The organism is Pontibacter korlensis (assembly GCF_000973725.1).
GTDB classification, from domain to species: Bacteria; Bacteroidota; Bacteroidia; order Cytophagales; family Hymenobacteraceae; genus Pontibacter; species Pontibacter korlensis.
Genome location: NZ_CP009621.1, coordinates 929,479 through 953,737 on the forward strand (window position 1 = coordinate 929,479; position 24,259 = coordinate 953,737).

A 24,259-nucleotide genomic window follows, 5' to 3' on the forward strand; every position below is an offset into this window, starting at 1 on the left:
AAACACAAGCACTGGTTTGGGAGTTAAATGGCAGACAATTAACGCTCTACCCTGAGCACCTCAAATGTAACTATGTCTGCCACACTTACCCCCACCTTACGCTACAAGCAGCAGCCTCTCCATATTATACTTACACTGCTGTTTCTTGCATTCTGGATTTATACTGGCATTACCACTGTAGACTTGAAGAACTGGATACTGGAGAACACCCTCACGATGTCCCTTATTATCTTTCTAGTAGCCTTCTACAACATCTTCCGTTTCTCTGATACCAGCTACGTTTTACTGTTCCTGTTTTTGCTGCTGCACGTGTATGGTAGCCAATACCAATATGCTGATAATCCTTTTGGAGAGTGGCTAAAGGGACAGTACAATTTCAGCCGCAACCACTACGACCGCCTAGTGCATCTGGGCTATGGACTCTTGCTAACCTTTCCGATATATGAGGTGCTGGCTTACGGCTTTAAGGTAAGGCGCTGGGTGAGCTATCTTTTACCCTTAGACCTTATTCTTTCTAGCAGCATGGTGTATGAACTAGTAGAGTGGATGGTAGCTGATTGGGTGTATGGCGGTGGCGACCAGGGTATGGACTTTCTGGGCATGCAAGGCGATATATGGGATGCGCAGAAGGATGTAGGCATGGCTTTTTCCGGCAGCCTGGTTGCCATGGCTCTGACATTTATCTTTGCCCCAAGAAAAAGAAAAGGCAATAACAGCAGTCAAAATTAAGAGGTTGTTACAAAACAGCAGAGGGCGAAGAGAAGAATAAAGCGACGGGATACGCCCTTGACCCTTTCCTGTTCCAACCCGCTTTTCTAATGTCCACAAAAGGGCAATTATAGACTTCTATATAGATAGGACATAACAGCTAGGCTTCATCAACTTTAAGATCAGGCATAAAAAAAACCAGCCGCACCCCCGTGCGGCTGGTAATCACCAATTATCCAATCAATCTACTACTACTTAATTTCTTATAGCTCTCCGCGCTCAGCGGCCTTTTTCATTTTCTCGTTGGCGTAGATGGCAATCTCTACGCGGCGGTTCTGTCTGCGGCCAGCTTCTGTGCTGTTATCAGCAACTGGCTGATCGTCTGCATAACCTGTTGTTGTCATACGGCTGCGATCTACACCCATTGATGCCAGATAATTAGCCACAGACTGTGCACGACGCTCTGAAAGAGGCTGGTTGATCTGACGAGTACCGGTATTATCTGTATGCCCCTCGATCAGGATGTTTGTATCCGGATACTTCTTTAGAGTCTCAGCAAGTTGTGCGATCTCTGTTTTAGCACCAGGCTGCAGCTCAGCAGAGTTTACAGGGTAAAGAATACCAGATTCAAACGTAATCTTAATACCTTCTCCTACACGCTCTACATTAGCGCCCTCAAGGTCACGACGCAGCTCTTCTGCCTGCTTGTCCATTCTTCTACCGATCAAGGCACCAGCTGTACCCCCCACGGCTGCACCAATAATAGCACCAGCTGCTGTGTTACCAGCCACTTTACCAACCACACCACCTACTACTGCACCAGAACCAGCACCAATAATGCCGCCCTTGGTTGTTTTGTTCATTCCGCCGCCACCAGAAGAGGCACACGACGAAAGTATGATAGCTATAATAGCTAGTATGGATAAGTTTATTCTAAAGTTTTTCATAGTTCTCATTTTATTCACTTATTCTCAGAATCCGAAGATCCTGCCTGTTTTACTTCATATATACTCAAAATGTTATATAAACTTATATAAAACATTTTGTACTAACTTTACTAAAACAGTTGCCTCAGACAAACTGCTCAGGAAGCAGCATTCAGGTATAAACTTATAACGTCTTTCAAACTAGGGAGTTTTGGAAACAGCTATAAGACGCCATGTGGTACATAAAACGACAATGCCTGCCTCTTTACAGGGGCAGGCATTGTTTTATACTAATAAAGATATGCAGCTTATTTTACATCACCGCTCTCTGCAGCTTTCTTCAGCTCCTCATTTGCCACAATGATGATCTCTACGCGGCGGTTCTGCTGGCGTCCTTCTGCAGTGGTGTTCTCAGCAATCGGTTGATCATAGCTATATCCTTTCGCCTGCAGTCGCTTACCATCTACACCCAGGCTACGGGCATATGCAGCCACAGCCTCAGCACGTCTCTCGGACAGGCGCTGGTTCAGTTCATAAGAACCAGTATTGTCGGTGTGACCTTCAATGATAACGTCGGTACCCTGATACTCCTGCAGCGTTTTAGCCAGCTTCTGAATGTCTTGCTTAGCAGTGGCACTTAGTTCGGCAGAGTTTACCGCGAAAAGAATACCTGAATCAAAGTTAACACGGATGGCCTCACCAACACGCTCCACGTTTGCATTCTCCATGCTTTTCTCCAGCTCCTCAGCCTGCTTATCCATACGGCGACCAATAACGGCACCAGTCGCACCACCAACTGCGGCACCCACAATAGCCCCGGCAGCTGTATTTCCTAGTCTATTACCAATAAGGCCACCAATTACTGCACCGCCACCGGCACCAATGATACCGCCCTTGGTTGTTTTATTCATCCCCTGCTTTTCTTCTGTTTTAGCCTGGGTAGTGGTCTCTGTATTTTCTGAGCCAGCCACAGGAGCAGTAGATTTGCATGAAGAAAACAGCAACGTTACAGCGAGCATAGAGCTCAGGGATAATTTTACAAATCTCATAGTAGTAGAATTTGGTAAATGTTTGTTGTCTAAAAGTTAAAGTACCGTTGAAATGTTTAAGTTGTACTTACCCCTGCAAACGCAAGTCCTGTGCCAAAACGTATTTTGCACATCGTAAAATATTTTGCCAAACATATATTTACACGGGCTTTATCTTCTAAGTTGCTATAAAAAAACCTGTTAGCTTTTGACTAACAGGTTTTTTTATAGCTTATTTTTTGCTTAGGATGCCTTTGCAGCTTTCTTGGTTTTGCTTGCCGTAGTTACATCCTCTGGCAGCAACACCATGCTGAGCAGTTCGCTCAACCTGTTCTTTAGCTCCTTACGGTCAATAATGAAGTCCAGGAAGCCGTGCTCCAGCACAAACTCTGCACTCTGGAAGCCTTTAGGCAAATCCTTACCGATTGTTTCTTTGATTACTCTTGGGCCGGCAAAACCGATTAAGGCGCCTGGCTCAGCAATGTTGAAGTCTCCCAGCATAGCGTAAGAGGCTGTTACACCACCCGTAGTTGGGTCCGTTAGCAGCGATATGTAAGGCAGCTTTTCTTCTGACAACAGCGCCAGCTTAGCTGAGGTTTTGGCCATCTGCATCAGCGAGAAGCCAGCTTCCATCATACGTGCACCACCTGACTTAGAAATCATCAGGAAAGGAGAACGTGTTTTACGGGCATGGTCTATGGCACGGGCAATCTTCTCACCTACCACAGATCCCATTGACCCGCCGATAAAAGCGAAGTCCATACAGGCGATGGTGATGTTCTGACTGTTTACTTTACCATAAGCTGTGCGTACAGCATCCTTCAGGCCGGTAGACTTTTGCGTGGAGGCAATACGCTGCGGGTAAGGCTTTGAGTCAACAAAGCTAAGCGGGTCACCTGAAGTCAGGTTCTCGTCCAGCTCTGTGAACTCGTTATCATCAAATAAGATGGCGAAGTACTCTTTAGAACCGATGCGGTCGTGGTGGCTGCACTGCACGCAAGTGTTCAGATTCTTGCGGTGCTCGGCCATACTTGTCACGGTTTTGCAGTTCGGGCACTTGTACCACAATCCGTCCGGAGTTTCCTTCTTCTGCTCTGTTGGCGTCTGGATTCCTTTATCTGCTCTTTTAAACCAAGGCATCATAGTTAACAGCGTGCGTTCTGCACATTAAAGTTATGGGTATACTTTACAGCAAAGTATAAAATCAAAAGTGGCCTGCCCCAGCGCACCTTTTGCACAGGTACCGCAATGGCAGGCCACAAAAATATGTAATAATCAGCAGTTCTGCTACAAATTACGCTAGTGTAATCTCATTTGCCAGGTACACGTCCTGAATAGCATGCAGCAGCTCTACTCCTACCTTCATGTCTTTCTGGAAAGCTTTACGCCCGGAAATCAATCCCATACCTCCTGCGCGTTTGTTGATAACGGCTGTACGAACCGCATCCACCAAGTCAGATTCGCCTTTGGACTCACCTCCGGAGTTGATCAGGCCGGCACGACCCATATAGCAGTTTGCCACTTGGTAGCGGCACAGGTCTATTGGATTGTCCGAGGAAAGTTCAGAGTACATCTTATCGTGCGTTTTACCAAACCCGATAGCTTTGAAGCCACCGTTGTTTACTGGCAACTTCTGCTTGATAATATCGGCTTGGATGGTTACACCCAGGTGGTTTGCCTGGCCAGTAAGGTCAGCAGCTACGTGGTAGTCGGTGCCATCTTTCTTGAAGCCGTTGTTGCGGGTATAGCACCACAGGATGGTTGCCATGCCCAACTGGTGTGCTCTCTCAAAAGCTTCCGCCACCTCAATTATCTGTCGGTTCGATTCTTCTGAGCCAAAGTATACTGTGGCTCCTACTGCTGTAGCGCCCAGGTTCCAAGCCTCATCCACAGAGCCAAACATGATCTGGTCATACTTATTCGGGTAGGTCATCAGCTCGTTATGGTTAATCTTTACTACAAACGGAATCTTGTGCGCATACTTGCGCGACATCATCGCCAGGTTACCAAAGGTAGTAGCCACTGCATTGCAGCCACCTTCTATGGCTAGCTTTATAATATTCTCAGGATCGAAGTATAGCGGGTTTGGTGCAAAAGAGGCTCCGGCTGTATGCTCAATGCCCTGGTCTACCGGCAGGATTGACAAATAACCTGTGCCACCCAAGCGGCCGTGGTTAAATAACTGCTGCAGGCTACGTAGTACCTGCGTGGAGCGGTTAGACTTAGCAAAAATCCTGTCTACAAAATCAGGGCCTGGTATGTGTAACTGATCTTTGGAAATGGTTTGGCTCTGGTACTGCAGCAGGCCCTCTGCTTCGGCGCCAAGCAAGGAAACGATGTTGTCGTAAGTCATTAGTTTTGACAGTTTTTAGGTAGAAGGCAAAATGAAGTAACTTATAATGATCGAAGCTTTAACTCAGATTATAGTTATCTACCAAAGCGGCCAAGCCTGGAACAGGCTCATAGCCGCGGTGTTTTCTATAGCATGGCAGGCACCTGTATTAGGTGATGCAAGCTTTTGGCTTGCCCCAAACTATACTTTAACTACCTGAAAAGGTTGTGCCGATAATTGGGAATTCTCCTCCTACCGCGCTTCCATGCTTCTTCAATCATCAACAGCTACTTCATACACATTCCTGCCAAAACAAAAGCGCCTAAAGTATACTACCTATACTTTAGGCGCTCTAATACCTGCCAGTTATTTACACTCTTCGCTCACTATTTTGCCATCTATCACCACTGCGCATACATGAGAGGTATACTCAAAGGGATCTCCATCAAACAGAACCAAGTCGGCATCTTTGCCTTTTTCCAGAGTACCCACCCGGTCGTCCAGCCCTATGATTTTTGCAGGCGTGGAGGTGATGGCAGCTAGTGCCTGATCGGTGGTCATGCCATTGGCAACAGCCACGCTTGCTTCAAAAAGAATTACACGCGCACGTGGTACATACTGCTCAAAGCCGCTTTGTATGGCCACCGGCACACCAGCCCGGGCAAGCGCACCTGCCGTTTCAAAAGACATGTTCTTGCTGTCTCCGGTGGCTCGTGCCATGGTAGGATGCACTATTACAGGCACACCGGCAGCTTTGATCTCATCTATCAGCAGGTATGCCTCAGCGGCACCATCCAGCACCAGGTCCAGGTTAAACTCCTTTGCCAGGCGTAGTGCCGCCATAATATCCTGCGATTGGTTAGCTGTTATCAGTGCCTTATACTTTCTGTTCAGCGCATCCACCAGGTAGTCCATCTTCAGATTGCGGTCAGGGCGTTTACTGGCATCAGTGTTCGCCATTTTTTTTGCGTAGGCCTGTGCAGCCTGCAGCTCTGCCCGAAGCATGGCCATGCCTTTAGCTGATGTCTTAGGAGAGTTGTAGTTCTGCCCTACTGTTGCGCCCATCGTAAAGGCCACCATGTTGGTGGTATCCATAAGAGTAGCAAAGCCTTCCGGAGCCGTTTTAATGGTCATGGTCTGGCCACTGATTAGGGCGCCGGGGCCATGACCAGTGTTGATAGTAGTTACACCATAGCTACGCACCCACTCAATAAGTTCTTCGTTGGGGTTGTAAGAATCCAGTGCGCGCAGCTCTGGTTGTATAGGAGCCGTTGTTTCGAGTTGCTGTTGATCGAAAGGCACATTGTAAACACCTGCCAACCCTACAGAAGTATGGGCGTCTACCAAGCCCGGCGTTACTACTTTGGCTGAGTATACTTGGTAGTGCTGCGGCACCTGCAGGTTGGTACCTACAGCCTCAATTTTACCATCCTTCAGCAGCACCACACCATTTTTTATTGGCTCCCCAGCCATGGTATAAACTGTTTCCCCCTTTACGGCTATTTGTGCCACAGCCTGCTGCACGCTAAGTAAGGCAGCACCTGCAAGTATGGCGGCTAATTGTATATGTCTTTTCATGTTGTTATTTATTCGGGACTCAAGACACAGGATATAAGGTTTTTTTATTGAGTGAAATGTATTGTTCTCCCAGATGTGCTGAAAGAGTCCTGTGTCTTATGTATATAACCTTGTGTCTCTTAATGTGCGTGGTAGTGTAGCACACCATCATAGGCCCTGAAGCCGCCAGTGGCATACGCTTTATCCTCAGGATTGCTTAAGTCAAAGCGCTTCTGCCCCTCTACCCAAGTTTGCTCAACTTTGGTATGCACGCTAAAAGGCTCTCCGCTCAGCACAATAAAGTCTGCATCTTTGCCCTTCTCTAAGGAGCCCACGCGGTTGTCCAGCTCCAGCATTTTGGCACCGGCAATCGTAATGCCTTCAATAGCCTTTTCGCGGCTCATGCCCGCCCGCACTGCCAGTGACACATTGCGCATAAACAAGCGTGAGTCGGTGATGCCATCGTCAGTATGAAAGGCGGTGAGCACACCTGCTTCTTCCAGCACTGCACCATTGGCATTGCTTACTTCTACTGCTTCGGCTTTGCCACCTGGAGAATCCAGGGTAATGATAGAGGCTGGCACCCCTGCTTTGGCAATTTCATCGGCGGCTTTCCATGCCTCACTCACGTGGTGCAGCACCAGTTTAAAACCAAACTCTTTCTGCAGGCGCAGTGCCGTTAGTACATCGTCGTAGCGGTGTGTATGGAAGTGCACAATGCGCTTCCCGTCCAATATCTCTACCAGCGGCTCCAGGTTAGGCTTGCGCTCCGGCATTTTATCAGCTTTTCCTTTGGCCGCCTGTACCTTTTTGTTGTAAGCCTGTGCATCCAGAAACAGCTGCCGCACCATGGCTGCCGATTTAGCACGCGTACCCGGAAATGGAGCCGACTTCATGGGATTGGTACCATTAGCCATCTTCATACCGCCGCAGATGCCGTTTACCACGTCATCACAGAAGGTAAGGTCGCCAATAGTCTTTCCCTCCCGCATCTTCAAGTATACCGTCTGCCCACTCATCAGGTGGCCAGAGCCAGGCATCACGTTAACAGTTGTTATGCCTCCCGCCAAAGCACGTTTAAAGGTATCGCTAAGCGGGTTAATGGCATCAACAATACGTACGTCAGGGTGCAATGGGGCAGAGCTATCGCCACCAGAGCCCTCTCCAATGTGCGAGTGCGTATCTACTAGGCCAGGCATGAGTACTTTGCCTGTTACGTCAAACTCTTTGGCATTTTTAGGGGTGCGCACCTTATCGGCAGTGCCTACGGCAGTGATTTTGCCGTTTTGTACAACCAGCACACCATTTTCAATTGGTTGGCCTACTACCGGGATAATTTTGGCGCCTTTGAACACATGAGGCTGCTCCTGCGCCAGCAGAGAGCCAGTGCTCAGCATAAAAGCCAGTCCCAGCGAGTGCAGGAACTTTTGGTTAGAAATCATAAATGAGAGGTAAGGGTGATAATGTATAGTTAGTTTAGCCCATTAACTTAAGCATTTCTCTATATAAACAAAACCCACTACCTGCTCCGCCTCTTCGGGGCAAGTATCCTTAACGGGCAGGCAACGTTACTAATATACTGAGTATTAGCAGCAACACAGAACCACTATGAGAACAAACCTAAGCAAATCAGCATACAAGCTTTTTCACTTTCTAGCATGCTTTGCAATTGTCGTAGCTGTACATGGCTGTGCCTCCTCTACTCGCATAACGGGCACATGGAAGAACCCTGAAGTGGGCAGCCGCAACTACGAAAAAGTTGTAATAGCTGCCCTAACAGATAATGTGAGAGCCAGACAAACTGTGGAAACCGATATGCAGGCACAGCTGCAACAGAGAGGAGTAGAGGCTGTCAGGAGTATAGATATGTTTCCGCCCACCGTATCGAGTAAGGGCGGCCCTGATGTTAACCAGTTACTAGAGAAAGTGCAGAGCCAAGGCTATGACGCTATTCTAACAGTAGCCTTGTTGGACGAGGAAACTGAAACTCGGTACGTGCCGGGCAACTACGGCTATACTCCTATGACACGCTATGGTTGGTATGGCAGATTCAGGGGGTACTATAACTACTGGTACCCTACGGTGTACGACCCCGGCTACTACACTGAAGAGAAGGTATACTTTCTGGAAACAAACCTGTATGATGCCAGCTCAGAAAACCTGTTGTGGTCTGCCCAGTCTCAATCGCATAGTCCTGCCAGCATGCGCAAGGCTTCTGCAAAACTAGCAGAATTAACGGTAGCCCAGATAGCTCAGGAAAACCTGATAAAGTAAAGACACTGTAAACAGCAACGGCTTTCCAAGTTTGGAAAGCCGTTGCTGTTTAGGACATGCTTGCTTATTAACTACTCATTGTACACGACATGCAGCACTGTCTGCCCTACGGCTTTCAGTGTGTTTTTGCTGATGATATCCATTGAGTCAGTATGGCGGTGGTGGTATGGTCCAAAAATATCGCCATTGCCTGCATTCGGGTTCAGCTCTATGATATCGATCATGCGGATGTTGCCGATCGTGTTTACATAGTAATGATCATCGGTAATTGCTGGGGCATTTTTATACTTAAAGAAGTCGGAGTAACCTATACTGTTGCCTGCCTTCCATACTTTGTCTACAACCTCTTTGGCAAACTGCCTTGAATAACCTTCACGGGCAAAGCGAGCATTTTCAGCACCCACCATGTCTAGCAGTATGCCATAATTTGCTCTATAGTTAGGTACATGCTTGTTTTTGCTCCAGTACTGCGATCCCAGACACCAGGAATCTTCAACATAAGGCATTGCGCTATCGTCCGGTTGTCCATAGTCTTCTCCGTCAAAAAAGATCAGGTCTACTCCTACATTTGGCTTCTGCTGTGCTTCGTGTATGGTTCTGGCAATTTCTAATAGTACCCCTACTCCGCTGGCTCCGTCGTTGGCTCCATCTATTGGCTTGTCCGGGTTGTTTTCGTCTTTATCAGCAAGTGGGCGGGTATCCCAGTGGGCTGCTAAAAGTATACGGTTTGCTGCATCAGGATTATATGAGGCTACAACGTTGCGCAGGTTCAGCATGGTGCCATCATAGGCTTTCATCTGAAATTTCTGCTCCTGTACCTGTGCGCCATATTCCTTCAGCTTAGCCACAATCCACTCGCCTGCCTGGTAATGCGGACCAGTATTAGGAACTCGTGGGCCAAAGGCTACCTGCTTTTCTACAAAGGCATAGGCCGAGTCAGCGTTGAAATCCGGAGCCTCCACGGGTGCAGCCTCCTCTTCTACAGTAGCCACTTGATTGGCACCGCTTTTGTCCGTTGAATCACAGCTGGCAAGGCAAAGTGTACCACAAAGCAGCAGCGTCAGCATGTTCAGTTTATTCTTCATAAGCCCAGTCTACTCCGGTTTTCATGTCTTTGATAACGATGCCCTGTCGCTTCAGCTCTGCCCGAATAGTATCTACTTTATCATAAGCTTTCTGCTCTTTGGCTTCCTTGTAGAAGGACAGCACCAGGCTCAGCACTTCTTCCATGTCTCCTACTGTCTCCTCCTCTAACCCCAGCACATGCAGTACCAGCTCCTGGTAAATATTGCGTATCAGGTCGAACGTTCCTCTGGAAAGCTGCTCTATTTTGATCTGCCCTAAGTACAGGCTATTGATCTTTTTGAGCAGGTTAAACAAAGAAGCAATGGTCTTCGCTGTGTTCAGATCATCGTTCAAGCCACGGAAGCAATCTTGCGTTAGCTTCTGCAGCTCTTCGTTTAGCTTAGCATCAGGCTCCACAGCCTCTGATTCCATTGGATATTGCAACTTCTTCAGCACACGCAGGCCGTTCATCAGCTTAGTATAGCCTTTGCGCGCTGCCTGTAAGGCCTCATTGCTAAAGTCTAAAGTGCTGCGGTAATGCGCCTGCAGTATAAAGAAGCGGATGGTCATGGGTGTATAAGCCTGCTCCAGCATCTCATGGTTGCCGCTGAACAGCTCGCTCAGGTTAATAAAGTTACCTAGCGACTTGCCCATCTTCTGCCCATTTACTGTGATCATGTTGTTATGTATCCAGTACTTGGCAGCATCGGTATGGTTGCAGCTAGCCTGGCTCTGTGCAATCTCACACTCATGGTGCGGGAACATCAGGTCCAGTCCACCACCGTGAATATCAAAAGTGGTGCCGAGGTATTTGCGGCTCATAGCAGAGCACTCCAGATGCCACCCGGGGAAACCGTCGCTCCACGGAGATGGCCAGCGCATGATGTGTGTAGGCGAAGCCTTCTTCCATAGGGCAAAATCCAGGGGAGATCGCTTCTCCTCCTGCCCTTCCAGAGTACGGGTATTGTTCAGCAGGTCATCTATAATACGGCCTGAGAGCTTTCCATACTTGTATTCCTTATTGTAGGTCTCTACATCAAAGTATACAGAGCCATTCACCTCGTATGCAAAGCCATTGTCCAGAATCTCCTGTATCATCTGCACCTGCTCGATAATATGGCCCGAAGCACGTGGCTCAATATCGGGCTGCATTACGTTGAGCTTGTTCATCTCCTGGTGGTAAATGTTGGTGTAGTGGTTTACTACCTCCATTGGCTCCAGGTGCTCCAGCTTGGCTCTTTTCTCTATCTTGTCCTCCCCCTCATCGGCATCATTTTCCAGGTGCCCAACATCTGTTATATTTCGGACATAGCGTACTTTATAGCCCTGGTACTTCAGGTATCGGTACAGTACATCAAAAGTAACAGCGCTGCGGGCATGGCCCAGGTGCGGCTCTCCGTATACAGTAGGGCCGCATACATACATCCCTACAAACGGGGCGTGCAGCGGTTCAAACTCCTCTTTCTTTCGCGTTAGCGTATTGTACAGGTTCAGTTTCTGTTGCATGTTATACTAAGTATAAGCACCCTCAAGGCGCCGTACTCTTATATTTCTGGCACGTCACTTTGTGCCAATTGTGGTCCAAAACTAAAAATATTGCTCCCCTTCTCCTAATACTACTCTACGTCCTTTGGCTGTAGCACATACGTGGCTAATATGGGGAAGTGATCTGAAAGCCCCATTTCATAATGCGTTTCAAAGGTATGGGCTTCCAGCCCTGGTCCGTAAAACTGATTATCTATGCGCAGAAAAGGAAGCGGACCATTATAAGTGGCACCCACACCTTTTCCGGCCTGCACGTGAGCATTCTCAAGCACTTTCGCCAGTTCGTTATAAGTATAGCTAAACGGAATGTCATTAAAATCGCCGCACACTACCACCGGGTAAGGGGATGTCTTCACATGATCCAGCAGCTGCTGCACCTGCTCTGCCCTGGAGATAAAGCCTCTACGCAGGCGGCGTGCTAAGTTGCGGCTTTCCTTTTTGAAGCTTGATTCGTCGCCAATAGCGGAGTAAGTGTTTTCGATGTCCTCAGACTTTATGCTCATCGACTGCAAGTGTACTGCGTAAACGCGCACCGTATCACCATTCACATCAATATCGGCCCAGGCAGCTCGGTTAGCACTTCGTTCAGGTGTGTTTGAAAAACGGATGGTGCCGCCCTCTGCAATAGGATATTTAGAGAAGATAACGATACCCAGATGAGCTGCTATGCGATCGCCAACAGAGGTTGAAGCATATTTATACTTACCGTAGCGGGTACCAATGCGGTTGAAGTTGTTGTATTCTACAGAATTTACACGGCTGTAGAACTCCTGCAGGCAGAAAACGTCAGCAGGATGCTCTGCTACCCAATCTATCATGTCTGTAGATACCTGTGGCACACCCTCCACTATTTTATCATAGGCGTTGAAGATGTGGGTGTTAAAGCTCATTACCGTCAGGGTTTTTGCCTCCGCCGGCACATCAGTTGCAAAGTTAATTGCCACCAATCTGGCATAGTAGTTCCAGCTAAGTATAAGGGCAGATAGGGGCAACACCAGCAACCAGGAACGGCGTAGTATCCAGTAGATAAGGAACAGGAAGTTAAGCATCAGTGCCCCAGGCAACGAAAAAGCCACAAAACCGGCAGGCCAGAAATCACTTGGTGGCACCTGCATACAGAACACCCCTAACAGCATCCAGAGCACCACCAGGGTGTTCAGAATAAGCCATACCCGCCTGCGAATTTTTTTGAATGTTCCTGACACAAAAGCAAACTTACGAATTCTGCACCTATCTATTCCTAGCCACCCAACAGAATATCTGACAGGCTTACCAATGGCTCACTACACTTACTTTACACATTCTATCTATAGACGAACTAAAATATAGCTCTTACTGTTATGCTACAAGGTCTCGGGGCTACCGAAATGACGGCGCAACGTAAGTTTTTACCCCAACATGCTTTACCGTATGCTGACAATAATTTAAATACAGGGCATCACTGCACAATATGTTGTGTATATAATGAATTTGTAGTAAATTTGCAGCAATATTTCCAAGGAGCTGAGGGGGACACTAAAGTCCCCTTCTTTATTTCTTAACCGTTTGCTATGGCACTTACTGCGAAGAATATAAGAGAGATGGCTGAGGCGAGTCTGCCGGATAGCGACTTGTTTATTGTGGATATAGCTGTGTCGGATTCACCAGCCAGGCCTAAAATAACTGTGCTGGCCGATGGCGAGCAGGGTATCACCATAGACCAGTGTGCTACTATCAGCCGCCGCATCAATAAAAGAATTGAAGAGGTGTTTGGGCCGGACATGTCTTATGTGCTGGAGGTAAGTTCTCCCGGAGTGGACTTTCCGCTCACACAACCACAGCAGTTTAAGCGCCATACTGGTCGTAACCTGAAGGTGAAACTACAGGACGGCACTGAAAAGACAGGCAAACTGGAAGAAGTGACCGAATCGGGCTTGAACCTGATGGAGGAAGTAAAACTAAAAGGAAAAAAGGCAACGTATGTGCCTGTGCAGATACCCTTTGGGGACATTGTAAAAGCAAATGTTGTAATCTCATTTAAATGATAAGATAATGAACAGTTCAGTCCTGATCGAGTCGTTCGCCGAATTTGCGAAATTCAAGAACATAGACCGCCCGACCATGATGCGCATCCTGGAGGATGTATTCCGCACCATGATCCGCAAAAAGTGGGGCACCGATGAGAACTTCGACATCATCCTGAATGTGGAGAAGGGAGACCTGGAGATTTGGCGTAACCGCGAGATTGTGGACGACAACTCTGAGGACATCTGGGACCATGATAAGATTGCCTTATCAGATGCTCGCAAGATTGAGCCTGACTTTGAGGTAGGCGAGGAAGTATCTGAAGAGGTAAAACTGGAAGACTTTGGCCGCCGCGCCGTACTTACAGCGCGTCAGACACTGATCCAGCGTATCAAGGATATGGAGAAAGAATTGCTGTTCCAGAAGTATAAGGACCTGGTTGGCGAGATCATTTCAGGAGAAGTATACCAGGTATGGAACCGTGAGGTGTTATTGCTAGATCAGGAAGAGAACGAACTGCTAATACCTAAAGGCGAACAGATTCCAAAAGATCGTTACCGTAAAGGTGATGTAGTAAGAGCTGTAGTACAGCGTGTAGAGATTGTGAACGGTAATCCTAAGATCATTCTTTCACGTACCTCTCCTACCTTCTTGGAGCGTCTGTTTGAGAACGAAGTTCCGGAGATTTTTGATGGTCTGATTGCTATCAAGAAGATCGTACGTGAGCCGGGTGAGCGTGCAAAGGTAGCCGTAGAATCTTTCGACGACCGTATAGACCCAGTAGGTGCTTGCGTAGGTATGAAAGGTTCTCGCATCCATAGCATCGTACGTGAGCTGGAGAACGAGAATATCGACGTAATCAATTACACGGAGAACCTGGAGCTGTATATCCAGCGTGCGCTGAGCCCAGCTAAGATCAGCAGCATGAAAATCGACGAGGAAAATGGCAGAGTATCTGTATTCCTGAAGCCTGACCAGGTATCCCTGGCAATCGGTAAAGGCGGACAGAACATTAAACTTGCCAGCCGCTTGGTGGATATGGAAATTGATGTATTCCGCGAGTCCGAGACTTATGAGGAAGACATCAGCCTGGAAGAGTTCACAGACGAGATCGAAGATTGGGTAATTGCAGAACTGCGCCGTATTGGCTTAGACACCGCGAAAAGTGTGCTGGCAGTAAGCAAAGAAGATCTGCTTCGCCGCACTGAGCTGGAGGAAGAAACAATTGAAGATGTGCTTTCTGTCCTCCGCGAAGAGTTTGAATCAGAAGACAATCAATAGTTGTGAGTTGTGCTCGGTTGCGCTAATTTTGAAAAAAGTTTGCACGGGGCACAGCTTATACCTTTAGGTAAGGCAACTATACTTTTAACACAGAATAATAGACAGCATATTAGAACAAAATGGCAGAAGAAAAAACAAGGAGGCTTAAACAGGTTGCGACTACTTTAAACATTGGTACATCTACTATCGTGGATTACCTCTCTGCTAAAGGGTTTGAGGTGGAAAATAAACCAACCACCAAGATCACGGCAGAGCAGTTCAATATGCTGGCTAAAGAGTTCGCTGCGTCCATGCAGGAAAAGCAGGAGGCAGATGAGATCCATATTGGTAAAAAGCCGCAGAACAACCAGGTTATTGAGTCGGAGCATGAGCCTAAAAAGGCAAAAGAGCCAGAGGAAGAAATCCTGATTAAGAACGCTAAAACACCTGAGACGCCTGCCCCGGCCCCTAAAAAGGAAGAGGCTCCTACGGAGCCAGCATCTAAGCTTCCTGGCATTAAAGTGCTAGGCAAGATAGAGCTAGATGCAAAAGGCCGACCGGTAGCTAAGCAACCAGAACCAAAGCCTGAAGCTCCAAAGGCCGAAGCACCGAAGGCTGAAGAAAAACCAGCCCCAGCTCCTGCCCCAACGCCGGCACCTGCACCAGCAGCTCCTGCGGCCCCGAAGGCCGAAGAGCCTGCTCAGCCAGCCAAGCCAGTTGAGGCACCTAAAGCTGAGGAACCAGCTAAACAGCCAGAAGCCCCTGCAGCACCAGCCCCTGCAGCACCAGCCGCTAAAGCACCTGAGGCGCCTGCCAAGCCTCAGCAGCCAGAAGCGCCTAAGCAGCCAGAGGCACCGGCCACACCAGCAGCTGAAAAACCAGCTGCCCCAGCACCAGCACCAAAAGAGCCAACCGCAGAGAAGGAGCCACAGCAACCGGCCGCACCTGCAGAGGCGAACAAAGGCACAGAAACCAAAGAAGATATAGAAAAGATTACAGCAAAAGCAGACCAGCTAAAAGGTCTAACTGTACTAGGCAAAATTGAACTGCCAGTAGAGTCGCGCAGAAAAGGCGCTAAGCCAGTTGCATCCTCAGACGACCGCAAAGGCAAAAAGAAAAAGCGCAAGCGCATTATGGTGGCTACAGAAGGTGGCCAGCAACAACAAGGTGGCGGTGGTGGCGGCCAGCAGCAGCAAGGCGGAGGAGGCCAGGGCAACCAGCGCCCTATCCAGCCAGCTAATCAGCAAGGCGGACGCCCAGACCGTAACAACAACCAACGTCCAGGAAAACCAGGCAAAGGTAAACCAGTTAGACCTGAGAAAACTGAGGTTTCTGATAAGGAAATCCAGGAGCAGATTAAAGCTACTCTTGCCAAACTAAGTGGCGGCAAAGGAGGTGGAGGTAACCGCGCCAAGTATCGTCGTGAGAAGCGTTCAGCTATTGCAGATGCTACGGAAGAACGTCGCATGGCAGAGCAGGCAGAGTCTAAGACACTGCGCGTAACCGAATTCGTTTCGGCAAACGACTTGGCTGCTCTTATGGATGTTAGCGTGAACGAAGTTATCAAGGTGTGTATGCAGCTTGGTATGTTTGTATCTATCAACCAGCGCCTGGATGCAGAGGCCATCACCATCATTACCGATGAGTTTGGTTACTCTGTGGATTTCATCACATCCGAGGAAGAACAAGGACTGGAGGGTATTGTAGAAGAAAATGAAGAGAATCTGGTGGACCGCGCTCCGATCGTTACGATCATGGGTCACGTTGACCACGGTAAAACTTCCCTACTCGACTACATCCGAAACGCCAACGTTACAGCCGGTGAGGCCGGTGGTATTACGCAGCACATTGGTGCCTATAAGGTAAAAACAGAAAGCGGTCGTACCATTACCTTCCTGGATACACCTGGTCACGAAGCCTTTACAGCGATGCGTGCTCGTGGTGCGAAAGTAACAGACGTAGTTATTATTGTGGTAGCAGCAGACGACGCGGTGATGCCTCAGACAAAAGAGGCTATTAACCACGCACAGGCTGCGGGTGTACCAATTGTAATTGCGCTTAATAAGGTAGATAAGCCTACAGCCAACCCGGACAAGATCCGTGAGGAACTGGCAAATGTCAATATTTTGGTGGAAGAATGGGGTGGTAAATACCAGTCTCAGGAAGTATCAGCTAAGTCAGGATTAGGTGTAGAAGACCTGTTAGAGAAAGTATTGCTTGAAGCTGAATTACTTGAGCTAAAAGCTAACCCTAACAGAGCTGCTGTTGGTAGCGTAATCGAGGCCTCACTAGATAAGGGCCGTGGTTATGTAGCTACAGTAATGGTACAAACAGGTACGCTTAAAATAGGCGATGTGGTTCTAGCTGGTTCGCATTACGGTAGAGTTAAGGCTATGACCGACCACCGTGGTAAGCGAATGAAAGAGGCAGGTCCATCTACCCCAGTACAGCTACTCGGCCTGGATGGCGCGCCGCAAGCAGGTGATAAGTTCGTGGTAATGGAGTCTGAGCGTGAAGCAAGGGAAATCGCTTCTAACAGATCTCAGTTGCAGCGTGAGCAAAGCCTGCGCACACGTAAGCACATCACTCTGGATGAGATTGGTCGTCGTTTGGCAATCGGTACGTTCAAAGAGCTTAACGTAATTGTTAAAGGTGACGTGGATGGTTCAGTAGAAGCCCTTTCAGATTCATTACTGAAGCTTTCTACAAACGAGGTACAGGTAAACATCATCAACAAAGGTGTGGGTGCCATATCTGAATCTGATGTTCTGCTTGCCTCAGCCTCTGATGCAATCATTATCGGCTTCCAGGTTCGTCCGTCAGCAAACGCACGTAGGCTGGCTGAGCAAGAGCAAATTGATGTACGTCTGTATTCAATCATCTACGATGCTATCAACGAGGTAAAAGATGCCATGGAAGGTATGCTTGCTCCAACCCTGAAAGAGGAGATTACCGGTAACGTTGAGGTTCGTGAGGTGTTCAAGATCAGCAAAGTGGGTACTATTGCAGGCTGTATGGTAACAGATGGTACGGTGCAGCGTAACGCGAAGGTACGTCTGGTACGAGAAGGCATTGTAGTTCACGATGGCGAGATACTGGCTCTGAAGCGCTTCAAAGACGATGTTGCAGAAGTTAGACAAGGCTACGAGTGCGGTATCAGTTTAAAAGGATACAATGATATTCAAGTTGGAGACATCATTGAAGCCTATGTAGAGAAAGAAGTAAAGCGTACGCTATAATAAAGAACATACTTTAAAATATAATCCCCCGGTGGCCTAAAAGTTGCCGGGGGATTATATTTTACTACAAAACGAACATGTAATCACACCGCCTAAGGGTTTACAGTAGAAGCCCCCTTACAAGAATCATTACTTACAAGTATAAAAGATCTGCTTGTTGAGGGAAAAGCCTGACACACTAATAAAATTGCTTTCTCTCTTATAAAGCAGCATCAAATATTAAAACTTTAACAACAGCACAGTACTCTTTACAACAACTTGACAAGGCGGGAATCTTCAACAGCATGTACTGCCCGGCAGACAAAAAGGGAGGGCTACTCTATTGAGCAGCCCTCCTTTTGGAATTATCTAAATCTTATGATAATTAGTCATTCGGGTTCTTCAGAAGGCCTTGTCTACGAAGGCGGCGCTGGTCGCGCTTACGCTTCTTCATCATCTGGTCTTCCTTCTTCAATATTTCTTTCATGCGTTTGCTGTTGGCAATTCTGCGCTTGGCAAAGCTAGAGCGTGTTTCACCCTCATACGTGTTATAGCGCGTATCAAGGCCTGTTGCACGACGCCCTACAGCATCCACAGAAGCACCTTTAGTCTCAGCCTTGGCAGTACCCCAATATTCGTCCTTGCCACTGTCACTGCTTAAAGATGACTGGGCTTTGGCTTCTGAAACGAAAAGTACAATACCAAGAGAGAACAGCAAAAGGATCAGTTTCTTCATAACAGCTTGTTTATGTTCAGTGTATACAACGTAAACATGTTCTAAAAGTATACATTTTTTCCTAAACGAAAAGCTGCAGCAGAAAATTCCTACTATTTAAATTTGTACGAAATCCCTATTCCTAGCGTTTGTTTCACCTGAAGTCGCGGCCCTCTTCCATCAGTTTTACCATCACCATCTCTGTCCACATCAATGTTTACATCATCGTCATAGATCATGTGGGCAAAAAGACTTGCTGATATTGTCTTGTTCACTTTAAAGTTCAAAAGGTTTTCCCAGTTCACATCCACATTTTCCGGGTTGCGAAGGTAGTTAGAGAATAAATCCAGCTTAGATTGGAGAGTAATATTTTTAAAAATCTCATTCTTGTAACGCACGTTCACGTACCCACCAAACTCACGGCGCAGGTGCTTACCTGTCCCCGGTATTGGGTTACCTTCTACATCTTTTTCAGCACGCTCTACACCAAAGGCGCCTCTATCAGCTAGTCGCTGGTTTGCCACTATAGTAAACTTACCTGTGAAGGGCGATATGAACACCGACAGCTTACTATTAGGCTTATAGTCCATACCCAGGGAAGCAAGTACAGAAGCAGGCGAAAAGAAATTAGAGATAAGCGTATCGCGGGTAATAGAGTAAGTAGGTGTAAGCTGTGTCTTGATATTCAGCTGAGAAGTATAGAACCAGCGCTTTGAGGCACGGTATCCATACTTAAGGTTAAGCTCCAATTTATCATCGCTTTTTTGTACGCGCCTGCCTTCCAGCTTTACCAATCCGTAAGTCAGATCCAGAGAGTTATTCCATGTGTTTTTGCCCTGCTCGTAGTTTGCAAATAGGTTAGCATTACCCAACACAGAAACAGTATTCTGGCCACCAGCAGCCCAGTTAGAAAGACTAACCTGGCTGAAGTTGACAGTGCCTAAGCCTCCAAAGTCCCATATATTTACTGTGTCTTGCGGAGCTTTTGGGGCCTCTTGTGCTACTGCAGTAGCAGCCAGAGAAGTAAGAACTAGTAATAAGAGTAAAAAAGTACGGCTAAAAGAAGAAAACATGATTTAGAAATAGACTTAAACAACTTTGTTTTGTGGATCAGCGGAAGGATCCTGCGGTTGGTTCTTCAGCAGGTCACGGATTTCGGCTAAAAGCACCTCCTGCTTATTTACAGGCGGAGCTGGCTTGGCAGCTTCGTGCTCACGCATGCGGTTGATGGTGCGCACCAGCAGGAAAATAGCAAAAGCTATGATAAGAAAGTTCAGGACTACCTGAAGAAAGTTGCCATACCGGATTGCAACAGCCTGCGATACGACCTCTCCGTTCTCAATTACAGCCTCCTTTAACACGAGCTGTAGCGAGGAGAAGTTGATGCCGCTAATAAGAATGCCAAGTGGCGGCATAATAATGTCGTCCACCAACGACTTAGTGATCGCGCCAAAGGCGGCGCCAATAACCACACCCACTGCCAAGTCGATAACGTTACCTTTTACAGCAAACTTTTTGAACTCCGCGAAAAATCCCATACGTATATTTTAAGATTGAAAACTAATCTGCAGCTATAGGAAACATTCAGGAATACCCACTGCATCAGCTTTTGATCTCTGATTGACTGAACTGCTGATAGCTGTTCAGAATAGAACTAAATCCTTATATTTGTGACAAAGAAAACAGATTCTAACAAGAATTGACACTAAAATATGGCAATATTCGAAAACCTCCTGCTCAACCAGCAAAATGGTATCCTAACCATTACCATCAATCGCGCTGATAAGCTGAATGCCCTGAACATCGAGACAATCAGGGAGATAAGGAATGCGATGCAGCAAGTGTATGATGATGCTAGCATAAAAGGAGCCATCATTACTGGTGCCGGTGCAAAAGCCTTTGTAGCAGGTGCCGACATTACAGAGATTGCCGAGCTTAGTGAGGTAACAGCCCGTAGTTTTGCTGAAAGAGGCCAAGAAGTTTTTGCCATGATTGAGCGCAGCAATAAGCCCGTGATAGCTGCCGTAAATGGTTTTGCTTTGGGTGGCGGCTGTGAGTTAGCGATGGCCTGCCATATCCGTGTGGCCTCAGAAAGCGCACGTTTTGGCCAGCCAGAGGTAAACCTGGGCCTAATACCAGGCTATGGTGGTACGCAGCGCCTGACACAACTGGTAGGCAAAGGAAAAGCTATGGAGCTGATGATGACCGCTGATATGGTTACTGCACCGGAAGCCCTGCAACTGGGCCTGGTGAACCATGTGGTGCCACAGGAAGAGTTGATGTCTAAAAGCGTTGAGATAATGGAGAAGATCATGGGCAAAGCTCCGTTAGCCATAGGACTTGTGATTGAATGTGTGAATGCCGTATTCAACAAAGACGAGAATGGTTATCAGACAGAAGCCAATGCTTTCGCCCGTTGCTGCACCTCTGAAGACTTTGTAGAAGGAACCAGCGCCTTTATGGAGAAGCGCAAGGCTAACTTCACAGGAAACTAAGAACAAGCCCCTCCCCGACCCCTAGAAATAACGCATGAGTATAGCCAAGAAATTGGTCGGGCAGACTGCTGCCTATGGTTTGAGCAGCATTGTAGGCCGGGCACTGAACTACCTGCTCGTTCCGGTTTATACAGCCGTATTCCTGCCGGAGGAGTATGGTGTGGTGTCGTACCTCTACGCCTTTGTAGCCTTCTTCAACATCATGTACACGTATGGTATGGAGACGGCCTTTTTTCGCTTTGCAAACAAGGCTGGCGCAGACTGGCGCAAGTACTATAACCAGGTACTCAGCCTCATCATCTGCAGCAGCATTACGTTTACGGCCATCCTTATACTTGCCTCCGGTGCCATTGCCAATTACATTGGGTATCCAGAACAACGGGAGTATGTGGTATGGCTGGCGCTGGTGCTGGCCATAGATGCCATTGTGGCCATACCTTTTGCCCGCCTCCGCCTGGAGAACAAGGCCATTAAATTTGCTGGTATCAAGCTCACCAACATTCTACTTACTGTTGGCGCTAACCTGTTCTTCTTAGTACTGTGCCGCGACATTTACCAGGGAGATTACTTGCAAGGGCTACGCCCACTTGTCACAAGTATCCACAATCCTGCCTTTGGGGTAGGCTATATTTTCCTGATAAACCTGGTGGCAAATGCCCTGCTCTTACCTATGCTCTGGCGCGAATTCCGCGACTATAAGTTTCACCTCAGCAAAGAAGTAATACAACCCATGTGGCAGTATGCGTATCCGCTGCTTTTTATGGGCTTAGCCGGGATGGTAAACGAGGTAATCGATCGGATTCTGCTGGAACAGTGGTTACCCGAAAGCTTTTACCCTAACATGAGCAACATGGCTGCTGTTGGTGTTTATAGCGCCTGCTATAAGCTGTCCATCTTCATGACGCTTACCATACAGGCCTTTCGCTATGCTGCTGAGCCTTTTTTCTTTTCGCAGGCACAGGACAAGAATTCTCCTCAAACCTTTGCTTTGGTAATGAAGTGGTTTGTAATTGCCTGTGCCTTCATTTTTCTTTTCATCTCAGCTAACCTGGAAGACTTCGCTCTTCTACTGCGTAGCCAGGAGTACCGCGAAGGCATTATGGTAGTGCCAGTGCTGCTATTGGCCAACCTGTTTCTGGGCGTATACTACAACTTATCAGTGTGGTTTAAGCTGACGGATAAAACACATTTTGGCACCTACATCAGCTTTGGAGGGGCAGCTGTTACTATAATTTTTAATCTGCTGCTGATACCTGTACTTGGGTATATGGGCTCTGCCATCGCTACGCTTATTTGCTACCTGAGTATGGCTGTGGCTAGCTACCTGCTGGGCAACCGCCATTACCCTATCCCTTACCCTGTAAAAACCATACTTGCTTATGTGCTGCTGGCAACCGGGTTGGTGTGGTTGGCTTTAGAAGTTGAGATACAGGACTTTTGGCTCCGCCATGCCTACCACTTGGGCATTTGTGCCGTATTCGCCATAGTAGTATGGCTGCGGGAGCGTCCTCGCTTCCTTAAATTATAATATGTATATTTAGAGATGATGAACAACAAGAACCTGCCGGTTAACGTCATTAATCAATCAAAGCACGATTTACCGAGCTACCAAACAATACATTCTGCAGGCATGGACCTGCGGGCAAACCTGGAGGCGCCAGTTACGTTGAAGCCACTGCAGCGTGCCCTTATCCCAACCGGGCTTTTCATAGAACTCCCAGAGGGGCACGAGGCACAAATTCGCCCGAGAAGCGGCTTAGCGTACAAGCAGGGCATTTCCATTGTTAACAGCCCAGGCACGATAGACGCAGATTATCGCGGCGAGATAAAAGTGTTGCTGGTTAACCTGTCGGACCAGGACTTTGTGGTGGAAGACGGAGAGCGTGTTGCCCAGATGGTTGTTGCCAAGTATGAGCGTGTAGCGTGGCAGGAGGCAAGCAGCCTTCCCGACACCGAGCGCGGCGCAGGCGGCTACGGCAGTACCGGCACCAAATAGCCCGAAACAGGTGCATGCCAGTCTATACTTTAAGTTAAGCTAAAAGGTAGCGGACACTAATTACGGATTACTATTACTGTAGCAAAAGCTACAGCTGAAAATAAAACTTAGAACACAAAAAAACTGCTATGAGGATTATCATACCGATGGCCGGAATGGGCAAGCGTATGCGCCCCCACACACTTACAGTTCCTAAACCATTGATACCTATCGCGGGCAAGCCAATTGTACAGCGTCTGGTAGAGGACATTGCAAAAGTATGTCACGAGCCTATTGAAGAAGTAGCTTTCATTATTGGCCATTTCGGCGAGCAGGTAGAAAAAGACCTAAAGGAAATTGCCACTCAGGTAGGCGCCAAAGGTACTATTGTATACCAGGAGGAGGCACTAGGCACAGCTCATGCTATACTTTGCGCTAAAGAATCTTTAGAGGGTAAAGTGGTGGTTGCTTTTGCCGACACACTTTTCAACGCTGACTTCCAGCTCGACACAAACGCCGATGGCACTATCTGGGTACAGCGCGTAGAGGATCCACGTCCTTTTGGAGTTATCAAGCTGAATGAGAACAACGAGATTACTGATTTTGTAGAAAAGCCACAGGAATTTATTTCTGACTTGGCTATTATCGGTATCTACTACTTCCGCGATGGCGCTTACCTGCGCGACGAGCTGCAGTACCTACTCGATAACGACATCAAGGATAAAGGCGAATATCAGCTAACCAATGCCCTGGAGAACATGAAGAACAAGGGCACCAAGTTTATACCTGCCGTTATCTCAGAATGGCTTGACTGCGGAAATAAAAACGCAACAGTTTATACTAATCAACGCTATTTAGAGTATATAAAGGATGAGGAAGGCCTGGTGGCAACATCGGCGAAGCTGGAGAACGCAGTTATCATACCTCCTGTATACATTGGTGAAAACGCAAAGATCACAAATTCAGTAGTTGGTCCGCACGTTTCTATTGGTAACAACACAAGTGTGTACAACTCTGTGGTAAGCAACTCCATCATTCAGGAGAACACAAGCCTCAAAAACGGCAATGTTGCAAACTCAATGCTCGGCAACTTTGTTGTGTTTGAAGGCCGCCAGTCTGACCTCAGCCTAGGCGACTACAACACACTTGCTGAGTAA

The 24,259-nt window shown here is 47.6% G+C and carries 21 protein-coding genes; 9 read left to right on the forward strand and 12 right to left on the reverse strand.

Features of this window, described 5'->3' with window-relative positions:
- The first annotated feature begins 72 nt into the window (after nucleotides 1-72).
- Nucleotides 73-729 carry a DUF2238 domain-containing protein gene (locus PKOR_RS03790; protein ID WP_046309208.1) on the forward strand — a complete coding sequence of 219 codons (657 nt, stop codon included), beginning with the start codon at nucleotides 73-75 and terminating at the stop codon, nucleotides 727-729.
- Between the two features lie 242 nt (nucleotides 730-971).
- Here the strand turns inward: PKOR_RS03790 and PKOR_RS03795 are convergent, their stop codons facing one another.
- The 6 genes from PKOR_RS03795 to PKOR_RS03820 all read right to left on the reverse strand — a co-directional run bounded on the left by PKOR_RS03795 (nucleotide 972) and on the right by PKOR_RS03820 (nucleotide 7,993).
- A complete protein-coding gene (locus PKOR_RS03795; protein ID WP_200897423.1) occupies nucleotides 972-1,655 on the reverse strand; it encodes a YiaD family glycine zipper/OmpA-like lipoprotein in 684 nt (227 codons plus the stop codon).
- A 287-nt stretch (nucleotides 1,656-1,942) separates the two neighbouring features.
- The gene (locus tag PKOR_RS03800) at nucleotides 1,943-2,653 is read right to left on the reverse strand and encodes a YiaD family glycine zipper/OmpA-like lipoprotein (RefSeq protein ID WP_046314054.1); all 711 of its coding nucleotides are present in this window, start codon (nucleotides 2,651-2,653) and stop codon (nucleotides 1,943-1,945) included.
- 252 nt (nucleotides 2,654-2,905) lie between these two features.
- Nucleotides 2,906-3,802: an acetyl-CoA carboxylase, carboxyltransferase subunit beta gene (gene accD, locus PKOR_RS03805; RefSeq protein ID WP_046314055.1), complete on the reverse strand. Its 897-nt coding sequence runs from the start codon at nucleotides 3,800-3,802 to the stop codon at nucleotides 2,906-2,908.
- 154 nt (nucleotides 3,803-3,956) lie between these two features.
- Entirely contained in the window at nucleotides 3,957-5,015 is a 1,059-nt protein-coding gene (locus PKOR_RS03810; RefSeq protein ID WP_046309212.1) for a class I fructose-bisphosphate aldolase, read from the reverse strand.
- A 345-nt stretch (nucleotides 5,016-5,360) separates the two neighbouring features.
- Nucleotides 5,361-6,572, reverse strand: coding sequence for an amidohydrolase family protein (locus PKOR_RS03815; protein WP_148561628.1), 1,212 nt, complete (start codon nucleotides 6,570-6,572; stop codon nucleotides 5,361-5,363).
- 119 nt (nucleotides 6,573-6,691) lie between these two features.
- Nucleotides 6,692-7,993, reverse strand: coding sequence for an amidohydrolase family protein (locus tag PKOR_RS03820; RefSeq protein WP_046309215.1), 1,302 nt, complete (start codon nucleotides 7,991-7,993; stop codon nucleotides 6,692-6,694).
- A gap of 166 nt (nucleotides 7,994-8,159) precedes the next feature.
- Here PKOR_RS03820 and PKOR_RS03825 point away from each other — a divergent pair, with 166 nt between their 5' ends.
- A complete protein-coding gene (locus PKOR_RS03825) occupies nucleotides 8,160-8,825 on the forward strand; it encodes a DUF4136 domain-containing protein (protein ID WP_046309217.1) in 666 nt (221 codons plus the stop codon).
- Between the two features lie 71 nt (nucleotides 8,826-8,896).
- Here PKOR_RS03825 and PKOR_RS03830 read toward each other — a convergent pair whose 3' ends face one another.
- The 3 genes from PKOR_RS03830 to PKOR_RS03840 form a co-directional block, all read right to left on the reverse strand.
- Nucleotides 8,897-9,910: a M28 family peptidase gene (locus PKOR_RS03830; protein WP_046309218.1), complete on the reverse strand. Its 1,014-nt coding sequence runs from the start codon at nucleotides 9,908-9,910 to the stop codon at nucleotides 8,897-8,899.
- Entirely contained in the window at nucleotides 9,900-11,396 is a 1,497-nt protein-coding gene (gene cysS, locus PKOR_RS03835) for a cysteine--tRNA ligase (RefSeq protein WP_046309220.1), read from the reverse strand. The genes PKOR_RS03830 and cysS overlap by 11 nt, the downstream gene beginning before the upstream one ends.
- A 110-nt stretch (nucleotides 11,397-11,506) precedes the next feature.
- Nucleotides 11,507-12,640: an endonuclease/exonuclease/phosphatase family protein gene (locus PKOR_RS03840; RefSeq protein WP_046309222.1), complete on the reverse strand. Its 1,134-nt coding sequence runs from the start codon at nucleotides 12,638-12,640 to the stop codon at nucleotides 11,507-11,509.
- A gap of 345 nt (nucleotides 12,641-12,985) precedes the next feature.
- Between PKOR_RS03840 and PKOR_RS03845 the strand changes: the two genes are divergently transcribed.
- The 3 genes from PKOR_RS03845 to infB all read left to right on the forward strand — a co-directional run bounded on the left by PKOR_RS03845 (nucleotide 12,986) and on the right by infB (nucleotide 17,938).
- On the forward strand, nucleotides 12,986-13,459 hold the full coding sequence (locus PKOR_RS03845) for a ribosome maturation factor RimP (RefSeq protein ID WP_235337223.1): 474 nt from the start codon (nucleotides 12,986-12,988) through the stop codon (nucleotides 13,457-13,459).
- Nucleotides 13,460-13,466: 7 nt separating this feature from the next.
- Nucleotides 13,467-14,720: a transcription termination factor NusA gene (gene nusA / locus PKOR_RS03850; protein WP_046309224.1), complete on the forward strand. Its 1,254-nt coding sequence runs from the start codon at nucleotides 13,467-13,469 to the stop codon at nucleotides 14,718-14,720.
- Between the two features lie 119 nt (nucleotides 14,721-14,839).
- Nucleotides 14,840-17,938 (forward strand): translation initiation factor IF-2, encoded by a 3,099-nt coding sequence (gene infB, locus PKOR_RS03855; protein ID WP_046309225.1) that lies wholly within the window; start codon nucleotides 14,840-14,842, stop codon nucleotides 17,936-17,938.
- Between the two features lie 364 nt (nucleotides 17,939-18,302).
- Here infB and PKOR_RS03860 read toward each other — a convergent pair whose 3' ends face one another.
- From PKOR_RS03860 to mscL, 3 genes are all read right to left on the reverse strand, one after another.
- Nucleotides 18,303-18,653, reverse strand: coding sequence for a hypothetical protein (locus tag PKOR_RS03860; protein WP_046309227.1), 351 nt, complete (start codon nucleotides 18,651-18,653; stop codon nucleotides 18,303-18,305).
- 92 nt (nucleotides 18,654-18,745) lie between these two features.
- The gene (locus PKOR_RS03865) at nucleotides 18,746-19,705 is read right to left on the reverse strand and encodes a DUF3078 domain-containing protein (RefSeq protein ID WP_046309228.1); all 960 of its coding nucleotides are present in this window, start codon (nucleotides 19,703-19,705) and stop codon (nucleotides 18,746-18,748) included.
- Nucleotides 19,706-19,720: 15 nt separating this feature from the next.
- Nucleotides 19,721-20,170, reverse strand: a complete 450-nt coding sequence (gene mscL / locus PKOR_RS03870) for a large-conductance mechanosensitive channel protein MscL (RefSeq protein ID WP_046309230.1) — start codon at nucleotides 20,168-20,170, stop codon at nucleotides 19,721-19,723.
- 174 nt (nucleotides 20,171-20,344) lie between these two features.
- Between mscL and PKOR_RS03875 the strand changes: the two genes are divergently transcribed.
- The 4 genes from PKOR_RS03875 (at nucleotide 20,345) to PKOR_RS03890 (ending at nucleotide 24,259) form a co-directional block, all read left to right on the forward strand.
- On the forward strand, nucleotides 20,345-21,127 hold the full coding sequence (locus PKOR_RS03875) for an enoyl-CoA hydratase/isomerase family protein (RefSeq protein WP_046309231.1): 783 nt from the start codon (nucleotides 20,345-20,347) through the stop codon (nucleotides 21,125-21,127).
- A gap of 34 nt (nucleotides 21,128-21,161) precedes the next feature.
- Nucleotides 21,162-22,655, forward strand: a complete 1,494-nt coding sequence (locus PKOR_RS03880) for an oligosaccharide flippase family protein (protein ID WP_046309232.1) — start codon at nucleotides 21,162-21,164, stop codon at nucleotides 22,653-22,655.
- A gap of 18 nt (nucleotides 22,656-22,673) precedes the next feature.
- Entirely contained in the window at nucleotides 22,674-23,123 is a 450-nt protein-coding gene (gene dut / locus PKOR_RS03885) for a dUTP diphosphatase (protein ID WP_046314060.1), read from the forward strand.
- 128 nt (nucleotides 23,124-23,251) lie between these two features.
- Nucleotides 23,252-24,259 carry a sugar phosphate nucleotidyltransferase gene (locus PKOR_RS03890; RefSeq protein ID WP_046309233.1) on the forward strand — a complete coding sequence of 336 codons (1,008 nt, stop codon included), beginning with the start codon at nucleotides 23,252-23,254 and terminating at the stop codon, nucleotides 24,257-24,259.